Origin of the sequence: Bifidobacterium biavatii DSM 23969, assembly GCF_000741165.1 — a bacterium.
Taxonomy (GTDB): domain Bacteria; phylum Actinomycetota; class Actinomycetes; order Actinomycetales; family Bifidobacteriaceae; genus Bifidobacterium; species Bifidobacterium biavatii.
Window position 1 is genome coordinate 1 of record NZ_JGYN01000054.1, and the last position, 14,840, is coordinate 14,840.

14 protein-coding genes are annotated in these 14,840 nt (G+C 60.0%); 10 read left to right on the top strand and 4 right to left on the bottom strand.

Annotation, left to right across the window (positions count from 1 at the left end):
• The 7 genes from BBIA_RS15020 to BBIA_RS13030 all read left to right on the top strand — a co-directional run.
• A partial coding sequence (locus tag BBIA_RS15020; RefSeq protein ID WP_035138563.1) for a hypothetical protein occupies positions 1 to 230 on the top strand: 230 nt, incomplete at its 5' end.
• Between the two features lie 74 nt (positions 231 to 304).
• Positions 305 to 754 carry a helix-turn-helix domain-containing protein gene (locus tag BBIA_RS13005; RefSeq protein ID WP_033496000.1) on the top strand — a complete coding sequence of 150 codons (450 nt, stop codon included), beginning with the start codon at positions 305 to 307 and terminating at the stop codon, positions 752 to 754.
• Between the two features lie 69 nt (positions 755 to 823).
• Positions 824 to 1,360, top strand: coding sequence for a type IV toxin-antitoxin system AbiEi family antitoxin (gene abiEi, locus BBIA_RS13010; protein ID WP_033495998.1), 537 nt, complete (start codon positions 824 to 826; stop codon positions 1,358 to 1,360).
• The gene (locus tag BBIA_RS13015; RefSeq protein WP_051924094.1) at positions 1,350 to 2,336 is read left to right on the top strand and encodes a nucleotidyl transferase AbiEii/AbiGii toxin family protein; all 987 of its coding nucleotides are present in this window, start codon (positions 1,350 to 1,352) and stop codon (positions 2,334 to 2,336) included. The genes abiEi and BBIA_RS13015 overlap by 11 nt, the downstream gene beginning before the upstream one ends.
• 337 nt (positions 2,337 to 2,673) lie before the next feature.
• Entirely contained in the window at positions 2,674 to 3,261 is a 588-nt protein-coding gene (locus BBIA_RS13020) for a recombinase family protein (protein WP_033495996.1), read from the top strand.
• Between the two features lie 14 nt (positions 3,262 to 3,275).
• Positions 3,276 to 4,610 carry a RecQ family ATP-dependent DNA helicase gene (locus tag BBIA_RS13025; protein WP_051924095.1) on the top strand — a complete coding sequence of 445 codons (1,335 nt, stop codon included), beginning with the start codon at positions 3,276 to 3,278 and terminating at the stop codon, positions 4,608 to 4,610.
• Between the two features lie 31 nt (positions 4,611 to 4,641).
• Positions 4,642 to 5,943 (top strand): HipA domain-containing protein, encoded by a 1,302-nt coding sequence (locus BBIA_RS13030; RefSeq protein ID WP_160268265.1) that lies wholly within the window; start codon positions 4,642 to 4,644, stop codon positions 5,941 to 5,943.
• Between the two features lie 33 nt (positions 5,944 to 5,976).
• Here BBIA_RS13030 and BBIA_RS13035 read toward each other — a convergent pair whose 3' ends face one another.
• From BBIA_RS13035 to BBIA_RS13050, 4 genes are all read right to left on the bottom strand, one after another.
• A complete protein-coding gene (locus BBIA_RS13035) occupies positions 5,977 to 6,186 on the bottom strand; it encodes a DUF7695 domain-containing protein (RefSeq protein ID WP_033495994.1) in 210 nt (69 codons plus the stop codon).
• 132 nt (positions 6,187 to 6,318) lie between these two features.
• On the bottom strand, positions 6,319 to 7,962 hold the full coding sequence (gene casA / locus BBIA_RS13040) for a type I-E CRISPR-associated protein Cse1/CasA (RefSeq protein ID WP_033495992.1): 1,644 nt from the start codon (positions 7,960 to 7,962) through the stop codon (positions 6,319 to 6,321).
• Entirely contained in the window at positions 7,959 to 8,387 is a 429-nt protein-coding gene (locus BBIA_RS13045) for a hypothetical protein (protein ID WP_033495990.1), read from the bottom strand. The genes casA and BBIA_RS13045 overlap by 4 nt, the downstream gene beginning before the upstream one ends.
• A 602-nt stretch (positions 8,388 to 8,989) precedes the next feature.
• Positions 8,990 to 10,366, bottom strand: a complete 1,377-nt coding sequence (locus tag BBIA_RS13050) for a tyrosine-type recombinase/integrase (protein ID WP_051924096.1) — start codon at positions 10,364 to 10,366, stop codon at positions 8,990 to 8,992.
• 501 nt (positions 10,367 to 10,867) lie between these two features.
• Between BBIA_RS13050 and BBIA_RS13055 the strand changes: the two genes are divergently transcribed.
• The 3 genes from BBIA_RS13055 to BBIA_RS13065 form a co-directional block, all read left to right on the top strand.
• Entirely contained in the window at positions 10,868 to 11,671 is an 804-nt protein-coding gene (locus tag BBIA_RS13055) for an ANTAR domain-containing response regulator (RefSeq protein ID WP_033495989.1), read from the top strand.
• Complete coding sequence (gene polA / locus BBIA_RS13060) at positions 11,664 to 14,513, top strand: DNA polymerase I (RefSeq protein ID WP_033495987.1); 2,850 nt, start codon at positions 11,664 to 11,666, stop codon at positions 14,511 to 14,513. Before BBIA_RS13055 ends, polA begins: the two co-directional genes overlap by 8 nt.
• 66 nt (positions 14,514 to 14,579) lie before the next feature.
• Positions 14,580 to 14,840: Nif3-like dinuclear metal center hexameric protein (locus tag BBIA_RS13065; protein WP_035138566.1), on the top strand; the 261-nt coding region annotated here is incomplete at its 3' end.

Consider the following 14,840-nt stretch of genomic DNA (forward strand, 5'->3'; position numbering starts at 1 on the left):
CGGCGGCGGGCGTGGAAGCGCGGATGTCGCAACACGCGGAGCTTGCGACGCGCCAGTCCGCGCGCATGATGTGGTTCGTCCGGAGGCTACGGGTTCACCGGAAAAGCCAAAAGCGCGAAGCGCTTTTCAGGAGGAGGGGTGGGTGGTTGGCGAAAAACAGCGCGCCCGCAGGGCGCTCCGTTCCGCGGCCGCAGGCCGACATGGTCAGCCGGGAAAACTGGGTTAGCTGAATTTGTCAACCTGATTATCTTATTGGTATAATAAAATTGTTGTTATTGGATATCACTGTTGGTGAGGAGAGATTATGTCCGGAGCTTTGAGCGAGACTCGCAGCAAGGCGGACTTCCGCATGCTGCGAGAGACCCTGGGTCTGTCGCAGGCGTGGGTGGCGCAGCATGCGGGCGTGAGCGTGCCGACAATCAAGAACTGGGAGGATCCGAAGTACTTCTACCCGCCGAAGCGGGAGGCGTGGGATCTGGTTGAGGGATTGTGGCGGGACGCGGACCGTCAGGCGTCGACCATGGTCGACATCGCGGTCGAGGCGGCGCGCATGGCTCGCGAACGGGGCGTGGGGTCCGCTCCGATCATGCTGACGTACTGGCGCAGCGCGGGTGATTACGCGCGCCGGTTCGGCTCCGACGGCAACGACGGGGGAGCGTGGCGGATCGCGAACGCGGCCTCGCGCATGGCCGCCGACCGGCTGCGCGCACTTGGCCTGCCGGTGACCGTCATGTATGCCGAAACCGAAGCATGAATGTGTGGATCGTGCATAAATGATTTACGCGAATAGTGTGTTTAACCACTATTAGTGTAGACTCATGGTATGAGGCAGGATAGGGCGCTGAAGATGCTGACCGACTGGGATCGGACGGGCAGATACGTGTGGCTGAAGCGAGATTTGAAAAAGCTGTTCGGCGAACCCGTTGAAACGTTCAACGATTCGCTGGATCGGCTGGTGAAGGCCGGTATTCTGGACAGAGTGGCCCGCGGCGTGTACGTGTACGCGTACAGTGCGCATTTCGGAGAGGCCACATTGGACTTGATCGCCCGCAACCTCCGCCGCGGCGAGCTGACTTTCGAAAGTCTGGAAAGCGCATTGAGCGCGTACGGCGTGATTAGCCAGATCCCGATCGACCGCCGTACCTACATGACCACCGGTCGTTCCGGGGAATTCATCACCAAATACGGGGTGGTCGAACTTACTCACACCAGCCTGCCTATCGAGAAGATTCTCGCCGGCCTGACCTATCCGAAGGACAGGGGAGTGCCGGTCGCGTCGAAGGAGTTTGCATGGCGTAATCTGAAAGCCGTGCGACGCAATCTCGATCTCGTGGATGAGGAGGAACTGGATGAACCGTGACGTCAGCCTGCACCGTTACGCATTGGATCTCGCCGCGACCCAGAATTGGTCCGGCATGGTCTCGACGATCGAGAAGGAGTTGCTGCACTATGAGATTCTCGACTCGCTGGATTCAAGCGGACTGCTGGAGGGATTAGTCTTCCAGGGCGGAACTAGTCTTCGCCTCTGCTATGGGGCGGAACGGTACAGCGAGGATCTGGACTTTTCCGGCGGGAAGGGCTTTGACGCTGGATCGCTTGCCGAGCTGAAGGAATGCGTGGAGCAGGCCGTCGGCGACCGGTATCATGTCGACGCCGCCGTCAAGCCGCCCAAGAAAACAAGCGGCTTGGTCAGCGCGTGGACAGTCATCGTGGACACCACACCTGACCGTTCTGACATCCCGCGTCAGAGAATCAAGATCGAGGTGGCTTCGATCGACGCACATGATCCCGGATATCGTCCGCTTATCGTCAACTACGATCGGCTGCCCGATACGTATGCCGACGTCATGCTGAACGTGGAAAGCCGAGAGGAGATACTGGCTGACAAGATCGAGGCGTTCGTGTGCTCCGACCATACCCGATTCCGTGATCTCTGGGACCTCGCATGGCTGTCCAAGCAGCCAGGAATCGACATGGGCAAGGTTTGTGATCTTCGAGAGCTCAAGGCCGTCGACTATGCGGAGATCGAGAAGTATGCCGAACGCTTCCCTATGGTGGGAGACAAGCTGTCCCAAGCGTTCGATTCCAAACTGTTCTCGTCCGAAATGAGGCGTTTCCTACCGGCCGAACGCGTTGCCCGAACCGTCGAACGGCAGGCATGGCTACAGGGCACGAAAACGCAGCTGATGGAACTCTTCGCCGCCCACGCGCCAGCCAGGCGGCGTACCGTGGCCGATTTCATGAACCTCGTACAGGAGAAGAAAGATTCCCTGCTTTCCGACCATGACTCGATGACACCGGAAAATGAGCGGGAGAAAAAGAACTCAAGACGGTAGCCGATAAATTGGTTTTACTTTACGCGAATAGTGTATTTTCACACTATTCGCGTAAATCTATTGCATACCGTTGATTCCAATGGCGGCCGGCCTTGTCGCGCTTGTTGTCCCGAATTTCGTAGGTATCGTAGCTGCTCGTTGATTCGAATCGCGATGATCTATGTCTCGGATGGTCTCCTTGACTGCCTGTCGTTGTCGTGTCTGAAACGTCCGTTTCTGACACGTCCCGGATTCGGCGTCCATTCGTCCCCAGTCGCGGCGTTTGCGCGTCTTTTCCCATATCTTAATCTACATGTCTAAACCTGTTAGTGTTTATAGGTTTTGATAGAATGGTTCCATGATCATCGGGTATGCGCGCGTGAGCACGGGGGAGCAAGATCCCGCGCTGCAGGAGGACGCGCTTCGCGCGGCCGGATGCGAACGCATCTACACGGATGTGGGGTATTCGGGGGCGAAGGCGCATCGCCCGCAGTTCGACCGGATGCTCGACTCCCTGCGTGAGGGCGACATCGTGGTCGCTTGGAAATTGGACAGGATCTTCCGTTCGGTCAAGGGCTTGGTCGATCTGATGAACACGTTCCAAGAGAAGGGCGTGCAGTTCCGTTCCCTGACCGAGGGGATCGACACGACCACGCCGACCGGCATGCTCGTGTTCCACATCTTCGCGTCGATCGCCGAATTCGAGCGCGACCTGATCCGCGAACGCACGAACGCCGGATTGAAGGCCGCCCGCGCCAGAGGACACCATGGCGGCCGGCCGTCGGTGATCGACGAGCACATGCTCGACATGGTCGAGAAGCTGTACTTCAAGGCCGAGATGACCGCGTCGGAAACCGCCGGTCAGCTTGGGGTGAGCGTGTCCACGGTCAACCGCGCCGCGCGCATCGTCCGCGAACGGCGGAGCAAGGGGGAGGGGGAGCAATGACGATGGATGATGGGATGAACGATCTGATCCCGTTCGCGCGCAAGGCGCTCGAACACTACTTCGGATACGAGGACTTCCGGCCCGGGCAGGACCAGGTCGTCAACGCGGTGCTCAACGGGCGCGACGTGATGGCGGTCATGCCGACCGGCAGCGGCAAGAGCATCTGCTACCAGCTGCCGGCAACAAGACCGCACACGTTCACGCTCGTGATCAGCCCGCTGCGCGCGCTCATGCGAGACCAGGTCCAGGCGCTGCTCAAACGCGACATTCCCGCCGCATTGATCGACAGCGGCGTGAGCACCAAGGATCGGATCAAAACGTACATGCAGGCAGGCAAGGGCGAACTGCAGATCCTCTACGTGGCGCCGGAACGCCTGTGGGCAGGGGATTTCCTCGAGTTCATCCGCAACACGAAAACCGACCTGATCGCCGTGGACGAGGCGCACTGCGTGCTGCAGTGGGGTTTTTCATTCCGGTCCAGCTACCTGCGCATCGGCGAATTCATCGCGAGCCTGCCGTACCGGCCGGTCGTGGCCGCGTTCACCGCGACCGCCACGCCCGACCAGCTGCCCGAAATCGAACGGAATCTGGGACTGATACAGCCGGTGAGGGTGTCGACCGGGTTCGACCGGCCGAACATCCGGTTCGACGTGGTCCGATCCACGAGCGACATGGCCCGGCAGCGCGACATCGCCAAGTTCGTCGCCGAACACGAGGGCAGTGGAGTCGTCTACTGCACGACCGTGCGCGAATGCGAGGACATGGCCGAACTGCTCGGCCGCAAGGGAGTGGACGCCCAACCGTTCTACGCGGCCCTGGACGACGATCAGAAAGCCAAGGTGCAGGACGGGTTCCTAGCCGGTAGTCCCATGGTCATGTGTTCGACCACGGCGTTCGGCATGGGCGTCGACAAGCCCGACATCCGATGGGTCGTCAACGACGGGATGTGCGAAAGCATCGAATCCTTTTATCAGGAGGCGGGACGCGCGGGACGCGACGGGGAGCCTGCACGCAGCGTCATGTACTGGACCGAGAAGGATATGGACGACTGGTATCGGCGCATCCAACGCGACGCCGGCAGCCTCGTCCACGATCCAGAAATCAAGGCGAAGGCCCGACTGGCCGCGTTCGCCCGACTGGAAGCCATGGACGAATACTGCGAGGGCGTCAAGGACAAGGAATGCCTGCGGAAGCGCATCCTCGCGTACTTCGGCGACGAACCCGAATGGGACAAGTGCGACAACTGCAGCACCTGCGACCCGAAAGGCGTGCCGGAAACCACTCGGACGAAACGAGGAGGTAAGAAGAAAAAAACCGCCAAGCCGAAATCGACTGGCCCGAATGCCTGATAATAAACGATAATCGCATTGAGGAGGTGGCATGGAACAGCGTTTGATCATGTGCAGGGAGCATCCTGTGGTTCTCTTTGACTACGACCGCAGGACGGGGCATGCCGCAGGTGTCGGAACGGTGCTGGACCGGGAACGATTACCGCTGGAGCTTATCACCCATGGCAAAGAGGCATTGTTCGCCCGACAGATTGATGGCTGGTGGACGCACAGGGCCATACCCTCTACCAGAGATGGCATTCGCAGGGTATTGGACGTCATGGGCGTGCGTTCCACTGTCGAACTACTCAATAAGTCGCTGGGCCTGAGTTTGTCCGACCAATACTGGGTCAAGCCCGCCGATTCCAATATTCAATGGGGACAAGTCAATTTCTTCCACAACCCCTTCGACGAGGATCTGGGACGGCTGTTGCTTACTTCCTATTCCTCGTCACATGTTTTCAGTTTCAACGCCCCCGATGCCTCCACTGGCGGTGATCTGCCGAAACGATGGACCATTCGCCCCGCGGACGGGATGAGGGTATTGATTAAGGGAGGCCGAACCGGACAGGAGCCGGTCAACGAGGTCATCGCCTCTCGCCTGGCCGACAGGCTCGGCATCCCTTCGGTGAAGTATTCGCTCGGAGAATACGATAATCGTCTGGTCTGTTCTTGTGCCGAAATGCTCGGCGACAGCGAGGAGCTGGTTTCCGCCTGGCAGCTGTTGGGATCGGTCAAGCGGAATAATCGACTAAGCATGAGAGACCAATGGGAACATTGCTCAGTCATGTTCGGCTGCGATCGAGAATCCATTAGGAACGCCACGGACGATTGGCTTCTCGTGGACTATTTGATGCGCAACACTGACCGCCACTACAACAATTTCGGGGTGATTCGCGACGTCGAAACAATGCAGGTTCGTCCTGCTCCGCTATTTGATACGGGAGCTTCCCTATGGTGCGGCGAATTGCATATCGATAACAGGGACTACAAGACCAAACCGTTCTACGCGACATACAAGACTCCTACCGCACGTCGACAGTTGCACCTGGTCTCCTCTTGGGAGCGGTATGATCTGCATGCCCTTTCCGACTGGCCTGACGAGGTCGCTCATAGACTATCCCTCACCGGAATGATCGGTCCCGCACGAATCGATGCCATCTGCTGTACCCTCCGGCAGCGCATCGAAGACGTTAACAGGGCCAGGGATCTGTCATTGGGATCGGAAGCGAAGATCGAAAAGAAAACCAAGGAGATCTTTTTCTCTTCCTTGAATTCCCGGATACAAGATCTCATGACAGATCCAGCCAAGAACAAAGAACTCGGAGTGTCTTTCCGCGATAAGAAGCGATGATCAGAGTAGCCTTGTCGACGTCACGGGGCGTAATCACGGTTTGGTAATGCTCGTATCCTCGAGCAGATCGAGATATCCGACCTGACGACAGTATTCGTGTCCGCCATCGATGCTGATCGCCCCGCACGCGCAGGTGACGTATTCCCATGTATATCGGGATTCGATCTCGCTTCCGCATCTTTTGCATCGTGCGCTGTTGCGGATGATGCGCCGTCGAGCCGTCGATTCGGTCTCTTCGTTCATGATGCCGCCTTTCGCTTTCGTTATTTCCACCTTATGCCCGCAAGATTCCGTCCGTCGTAGATGCCCGTACGGTGAAGCGTCGCTGGTCTGAATCGCCCGGTGTTTGGTGACAGTCGGCCATGGTGTATGCGGCTATTCTGGATTGCTCCACTGATAGCCGTATGCCGTGGTTTTTCTTGATACTGCTATGTACAGGTTGGTGGTGGATGCCGTTGGTTTGCCGTGTTCGTGGAGCCAGTCGACGGCTTGTCTGGCGCTTTTGAATGTTTCGTCGGGGAGCATGCCGCCGTGGCGTGTGATCGGTCGGGCGGCGCGTCCTCGTTTCCGTGCTGCCGCCTCTCTCGGTTTTTCCGTTTCGTTCTGGAAGTCCGGTGTCGCCTTGGCGAGATCGACCAGAGTTGCGTTGAATTTGAACTGGGGGACGGGGTTGCTCATTGGATACCGTTCTCGAAGATCGTTGCCCATCTGCTTCAGCAGGCGGGCGATCGTGTCGAACGAATCATCTTCTGGAGCGCGCAGTAGTCTTGTGACGAACCGATCCAGATCCGCTGCGGTTGTCTCCGTGAGCCGTTCCGAATCTGTCAGCGTCCAGTGAACGGCGATGACAGACGCATAGCGGACATACGCCTGAACAGCCATGCGGGTCCGCCAGACAAGCAATGCCGTGTTCGCGCTTGTTAAAGTTATTGCTGGAACGGTAATCGAACGGTGGTCAAGCTGGCTTTGTTTGGCTCCCTGATCATACAGGCTGCCCATGCAGTGCAGCGTCACTGGTTCGCTTGCATCGGCGAGATTGGCTGTCCATTTGAGTGCCAGTGGTTTGCGCTTGCCATAGTGGATGTTGCTGAGATTCCACCATGCCGGTTTGCCGAGCTGCGTGGTCATGGTCGCGGCCGGGTACTGTCCGGCTTTGTCCCACATGCAGTGCGGTTCCATGCAATTCAGTCCATCGCGGGTGACCACCCGCCCGTACGTGCCGGCGAGACCGGTCGCGTTCCCTTCCTCGTCGTGGTCGATCAGGATGCGGCGCGTTTGCAACGTCAGTTCGTCAGCCATGCCGTCAACCGTGCCTCCGAGTTCCTCTTCGGACAGAATGCCTCGTTCCCATGCAGGCAAATCGTGATCATTAGTGGTGGGATTGCCGTTCTGATCGACCGGTGGAGTGCATGCCAGCAGGGTGCGGGCGAGCGAACGGCATGTCGGCCAAACCGCCATAAACCGTCCGATCGTGGCTGGTCCCATGAGACCGGCCGGGGGCATGAGCTTGCCTCCGTTTGCTCTCTGGTCGTGCAGTGCGGCCGGTTTGATGCCACCGGAGTCGAATGATTGGAATCGGATCAGTTCCACGGCTGTGTCTGCTGGGGACAAGTGTTCCGGGAATCGTCGACCGAACTGTTCGCTTTGCAATAGCAGTCCGGCGATCGGCCGCATGGCAACCTGAAGTCCCGGCGTCTGCATGAACGGCCGGATCGGATCATACAGGTCGAACCGGTCGTGCCAGTGGTCCAGATATGCGTCGATCGGTTCCATGTCAAGCCGGTTGTCGGCCCATTGGCGTTTCCAGCAGTCGGCCGGGTCGTCGCATCCGGCGTGGGAGCGGAGAAGGATCGCCCCGAACAGGCGCAGGAGCGGCAGCTCATGATCCGGTCCTCCAACGCTCAGACTCCATATTTGGTCGGCGTCATGCAGCATGTTGCGCAGGCTGACCGTTCGGCTTGTGCCGTCCGTGTACGAAACGGGGATCCATTTGCGGTCGACGAGGTTGAATCCGCTCATCGGCGTGCGTCCTTGATCGCGTACACGCGGGTGCGAGTCAGACCGGATGCGTCGCAAATGCTTGCGACGGAGTTGCCTCGGTCGAGCAGTTGAATGATGAGGTCGTTGCGCTGGTCGGTGAGGTCCTTGAGTGTTTCCTGCCGGTCGCGGATCGTGGCGGACAGTGTGTCGAGTTGGTCGAGAAGGAGATCGTCCTTGTCTGAGGGGATCTGGGTCTTGTTTTCATCGTCGGGGTTGATGCCGCGTTCGGAGGCGAACGAACCGATCACGAAGTCGGCGTCGTCGCTCGTGATGTCGTTTCGGTCGATGGTTCTGCGGTCGACCTGTTCGATTTGTTCGAGGTAGTTTTCGGCGGACTGTTCGGCAGCTTCGATGGTGATGTCGAATTGCGTCGCCATGCGTTCGGCAAGGTCTGTGATGGTCATTGGCTCTCCTTTAATCAATTCGTTCTTGATGTCAATAGTATATACATAAAACGTAAAAGTTGTCAATAGTATTTACACTCGCGCGTTGCGATCTCTGTCTTATCGTTGTCGTCGGTGCGATTCTGCGGAGAATGGAAGACAAAGGTCCGCCGAAGAAAAGGGCCGTTCAATGCGCATACTGTTCGTGGGTGACCTGCACGCCAAATCATGGCTGCTGCCGTCCATTTCTCAAACTTGAGGTATCCCGGATCGTCTTGTTGGGTGATGTGATGGATGATTGGGCTCGGTCGGCGCGTTTTCTGGTGTTCCGGTGCGCGAATGTGAACGGCCGTTCCTGTTCGGGCTCTTGTCCCTGTCCGCGTGGCGGTGTCTCATGTTCTCCATACCTTGCGAATCAATCCGTAGGTCCATTGCCTAGGACGTTGGTGTCTGGTTCGTCTTGGCGTTTTTCATCCGTTGGCACTTATGTCTTGGAGTTGGCGGCAATCGCAGTCCCTTAATTAAGATCTCGGCCGTGATCTTCTTGTAGATTGAAGAGTGGTGGGTCTGGTTCGGTGTGTGGCCCACCTTGGGAGGGGCGTCTTGTCGTGCTGCAGGATGGACTAGGCGGCCTGGGCTTGGCTGCCTTGCTTTGTGGCTTCAGGGATCGAGCTGGTCATGAGGCTGGCGATCTGGCTGAGGAGCATGGTGATCATGGCCCATTTACTTGTCTGCGGATTACCGCTGGCTTGCTCGTCTTGGTTGGTGAGCACGGCTGCAGCGGCGATGATTGGATCCCCGGATAGCATGTATGCCGCGGTTCGGTCGGTGATGTCGCGCTGGTGTTCGGGAACGATGCGCTGGTAGTGCTTGAGGGTTGTTTCCTCTCTTGTATGTCCGAGCGCGTTCATGGCTTCCTTGAGGGTTCCGCCGTGCAGCATAAGCTGCGTGGAGTGGGTGACTCGGAGCGTGTGGAAGAGCAGATCAGGTCGATTGGCTTTCTTGCGCGCCCTGTCGAATTGGTTACGCAGTGTGCTGGTCGCGAGTACGTCGCCTCGTTTTGCTTGGAAGAACTGTGGACTGTCCGGGTTTGGCCGGTCTTCGATGTGGGTTTTGATCATCGGCACGAGGACCGGCGGGATCGGTACGGTTCTGCGTGATCCCTTGGTCTTCAGCTTGCCGAGTCGGGTGTTTCCCATATCGGTTTCTCCCCGGTTGACGCTTCTGCGAACGGTGAGGGTGAGATTGGTCAGGTCGAAGTCGCCTACCTGCAGGCCGCATACCTCGCCGATGCGGAGTCCTCCCACGCACGCGGCGAGATAGACCGCCAGCCGCGTATAGCCGGGCATGGCGTTGTATATGCGGTACAGTTCGTCCGGTTTGACCGGCGGAATGTCCAGTGACTTGGCGTCGGGTTCGGGCGGTATCGGCAACTGGAACGGGTTTTCCTCGAGCAATGGGGGAGCGCCCTTCGCCCCGGGCTTGCATGCTTCTCTCAGGATCATTTTGAGGCTGGTGCATTCGCTGCGGAACTGCCAGTCCCCATTAAGATGCTCGCCGTAGTACCATTCCTCGATCAGTTCGGGCGTCAGTTCGGAAAGTTTGACATCGCCGAAGGCTTCCTTGAGATGCTTGACGTTGTTACGCAGGTTGCGTTTGGTGCCGCCTCTCAGCTCCTCGCCATTCACCGCCCGGTGGTTCTCGAGGAATGCGTCGGCGAACACGCCGAACGTCAGCTTCCTGACCTTGCCGCTGCGCTCCGACGGGGACTTGTACGTTTCCAGGCCACGGCGGCACTTGTCTACATAGTCGCGCTCGGCATCGAGCCACCATCGCGCTTCGGCTGTTTCCGTAGGCTTGAAGTTCTTGGTGATGCGCTTGCCGCCGGTGACGGCAGCCGTATACCTGGCTTCAAGCGCGAAAACCGACCCGTCCGGTCTTTTCCTCTCGATGATGCAACCGAAGGCACGACGCCGGGCATTGGGGTTCCTGTGGGACATTCTGTTTTGATACCTTTCAAGTTCGAACCATCCCGATCCGGCACCTTTCCGGACCAGACCCCCCTTGGTTCCCTTGATTATGACGTCATTTGTGCCGGCTCGGGCACGCCCAGCATACATGGGCGTGCGCGCGCCGGTATTTGACTTTTAACGCTGTTTCGCTAAGGTTGACTCAGTTCCAATTAGTCGTTAAAGGGCTGATTGACAAGGGCTTTCCACGCCGGAAGCCCCAATAAGTAAATGTAAACGATGAGTAGAGTGACGAAAGGCTGGACGTCTCGGCCGGACGCCTGATCTGCAAGTTGTTTCGCGGTATTGCATAGGGAATTGGGTTCCTCGCCGGAGAGTCCGTGTCCCACTAGGGGCACGCGATTGGAGCAAAGAAGGCTACTCCCTTTTCGCTAAGGGCGTAGCCTTCTTGTGCAATGACGCAAAATAACTGTTGTCAGGTCGGGTGGAGGGTTATTGAAGACGCCCGGCCACTGATGAAAAGAGGTTGGCATGGTGGCAAGGAAGAAGACCTCGGAAACACCCGATGTGCTGGGTTCGGTGTTGACCGATGACGAACTGAAGGCTGCCGCCGAGGGTAATATCCCCGGCGAGCCCGTTGCGGATGAGAATGAAACTCCGGAGACCGAGGAGAACCATCAGCGTACTGTCGTGGTGGCCGAGGATGAATCCGTCAACCGTATGGATCTGGTTGCCATGCTCGAAGACAACGGCTACAAGGTCGTCGGCGAGGCTGCTAACGGCGAGGAGGCCGTTGACCTGACCCGCAAGTTCCGTCCGGATGTCGTGTGCATGGACGTCAAGATGCCGCGCATGGACGGCATCGCGGCGGCCGGCGTGATCTGCGACGAGAACATCGCCCCGGTCGTCATGCTCACCGCCTTCTCCCAGCCCGATCTGGTCCGTCAGGCCACCGGTGCCGGCGCGATGGCGTACGTGACCAAGCCGTACGAGGAGTCCAAGCTGCTGCCCGCCCTCGAAGTCGCCATGGGCCGCTTCGCCGAGATCAACGACCTGCTTGACACCGTTGAACGCAGCGAAAACAAGCTCAAGAACGCGCAGGACGAGCTCAAGAAGATGGAGGCCCAACTCAAGAAGGCCGAGGACACGCTGGAGGAGCGCAAGCTCGTCGACCGTGCCAAGGGCCTGCTCATGGACAAGGCCGACTTCTCCGAACAGGGCGCGTTCCGCTGGATCCAGAAGACCTCCATGGACCAGCGCATCCCGAAGAAGCGCCTCGCCATGGCCATCATCGCCAAGTACGGCGATCCCAAGCCGGAAAGCAACGATGACTGAGGCATCGCCAGCCAATACTGAAACGCGCGGAACGCTGCTGGTCGTTGACGGCCACTCACTGGCGTTCCGCGCGTTTTTTGCTCTCCCCGTCGAAAACTTCAGCACCGACGCCGGTCAGGCCACGAACGCGGTGTGGGGTTTCGCGACCATGCTGTCCCAAGTCATCGACGCGGAACAGCCCGATCATCTGGCCGTGGCGTTCGACGTCAAGGGCGGCACGTTCCGCAACCAGCTGCTGCCCCAGTACAAGGGCACGCGAGAGGCCGCGCCCGAGGAGCTGCTCACCCAGCTGCCGCTGATCCAGCAGATGCTCGCCGCGCTCGGCGTCACTTACATCGAAAAGCCCGGCTACGAGGGCGACGATGTGATCGGTACGCTCGCCACGATGGGCGCCGACGCCAACTATCGTACGCTCGTCCTGTCCGGCGACCGCGACGCCTTCCAGCTCATCGACGACCGCATCACCGTGCTGTATCCAGGTCACCATTTCAAGGACCTCAAACACATGACGCCCGAGGCCGTCGAAGAAAAGTACCATGTGACGCCCGCCCAGTACCCGGATCTCGCTGCATTGCGCGGAGAGACCGCCGACAACATCCCCGGCGTGCCCGGCGTGGGCGACGGGTTCGCCGCCAAATGGATCAACCAGTACGGCGGACTCGACGGCATCATCGAACACGCCGACGAGATCAAGGGCAAAAAAGGCGAGGCGCTGCGCGACAATCTGGAACAGGTCAAGCTCAACCGCAAGGTCAACGCGCTGGTTCGTAACCTCGATCTGGGCGTGTCCATCGACGATCTCACCTTCGGCAAGCCCGACGCGAACGCCGTGGACGCGCTGTTCAAAACGCTGGAGTTCGGCGTGCGTTCGCGCAGCAAGATCCTCAAATCGTTCAACGGCGGCGTCAAACCCGCGTTGTCGCCGCAGGGAACGGACGCAGCCAGGAACGCAGACCAGCCCGACGAGCAGGCGCTGCCCCTGCCCGAACTGACCGTATGCGCCGACGCGGCGCAGATCGGCCAGTGGGTCGACGCCAATCTCGCCGACCCGTGGCAACAGGGCATGGCGAACAATGCCAACGATGTCGCGGCGCAAGCCGGAGCTGGCACATGGACGCTGCTCGCGCAGGGAGATCCCAAGCCCGGCCGCAGCACGCTCGACAACGTGACCGTCATGGCCGCTGGCCGGGCGCTGCTGATCAAGACGCCGTTCGACGAGCCGACCAAACACGCGCTCGCCGCACTGCTTGACGAGCACCACGGCACGCTCGCCGTGCACGGCTACAAGGAGCACCTGCACCTGCTCGGAGTGGCTGGATTGCACCTGCCCGAGCCCAAGTTCGACACCAAGCTCGCCGGCTACCTCGTCCATCCGGACTTCCATGCGGACACGCTCGAACAGGCCGCCGCGCATTTCCTCGACCTGCACGTCGAAGACAAGAAGCCGCAGGTCACGCAGGGTCTGCTTGACCTCGGCGACGACAACGCCGGCGACGAGGAGCCAAGGGAGAACCCGAACGAGCTGACCGCCACGCGCATCGCCATCGTCCGGGCGCTTGCCGATACGCTCGCTCCCATGCTGGAGCAGCGCAGCCAGTCGCATCTGCTCGCCGACATCGAACTGCCCGTCTCCCGCGTGCTGCACGGCATGGAAGACGCGGGCGCGAAGGTCGACGAACAACGGCTCGACACCATGCGCGAACAGTTTTCCGCCGACGCGCGTCAGGCGCAGGAGATGGCGTGGGATCTGGCCGGCAGCCGCGTGAACCTGCAAAGCCCCAAGCAGCTGCAGCAGGTGCTGTTCGAGGACATGGGCCTCAAGGCCACCAAGCGCACCAAATCTGGTTCGTACACGACCAATGCGTCCGTATTGCAGGATCTGTACGTCAAGTACGCGAACGACGAGCGTGCCAGCGGATTCCTCGGCGCGCTGCTCAGGCACCGTGAAACCAACAAGCTTAAGCAGATCGTGCAGACGCTCATCGACGCGACGAATCCGAAGGACGGCCGCATCCACACGACGTTCGAACAGACCGTGGCCGCGACCGGACGCCTGAGCTCGGTGGACCCGAACCTGCAGAACATTCCGAACCGGAACGCCGCCGGCCGTGAGATCCGTTCCGCGTTCGTGCCGGGGGAGGGCTACGCCTCGCTGCTCAGCTGCGATTATTCGCAGGTCGAGTTGCGCATCATGGCCGACCGTTCCGGCGACGAGGCGCTCATCGAGGCGTTCCGTTCCGGCGCGGACTTCCACCGCTACGTCGCCTCGCTCGTCTACGGCGTGCCGGTCGACCAAATCACGTCCGACCAGCGCAGCCACGTCAAGGCGATGAGCTACGGCCTCGCGTACGGCCTGAGCACGTACGGTCTCGCCCAACAGCTCAAGATCAGCCCGTCGCACGCCGACGAACTGAAAGCCAAGTATTTCGCCACGTTCGGCAAGGTGCACGACTATCTTGAGTCGCTGGTCGCGGACGCGCGCGCCAAGGGCTACACGGAAACCATGTTCGGCCGTCGCCGGTATTTCCCGGCGCTGTCGTCCACGAACCGCGTCGCCCGCGAGGCCGCCGAACGCGCCGCGCTCAACGCGCCGATCCAAGGTTCGGCTGCGGACATCATGAAAATCGCGATGATCCGCGCCGACCGGGCCCTGCGCGAAGCCGGCGTGAACAGCCGCATCATCCTGCAGATCCACGACGAACTCGTCGTCGAGGTCGCGCCCGGCGAGGCCGAACAGGTGACCGGGCTGGTCGCCGACGCGATGGAGCACGCCGTCGACCTGTCCGTGCCGCTGGATGTGTCCACCGGCATCGGCGACGACTGGCAGCTCGCCGCGCACTGACCGACAAAACATGCCCGTTTCCGTGACCGACCGTCAAGGAAACGGGCCATTCCGTAAGGAGGACGTATGTCCACGCTCAAGCAGGTCGTCGACGTGCTGGAAACGCTGTATCCGCTGCGATACGCGGAACACTGGGATGCGCCCGGACTGATCGTCGGCGACCCTGCGCGGCAGGTGCGGCGCATCGTGTTCGCCGCCGATCCGACCGCGGCCGTCGTCGACGCGGCGATCGCCGGACACGCCGACCTGCTGGTGACGCATCACCCGCTGCTGTTCCGCGCCGCGCACGAAGTGTCCGCGATCGGCGCGCACGGCGACGTCGTACGC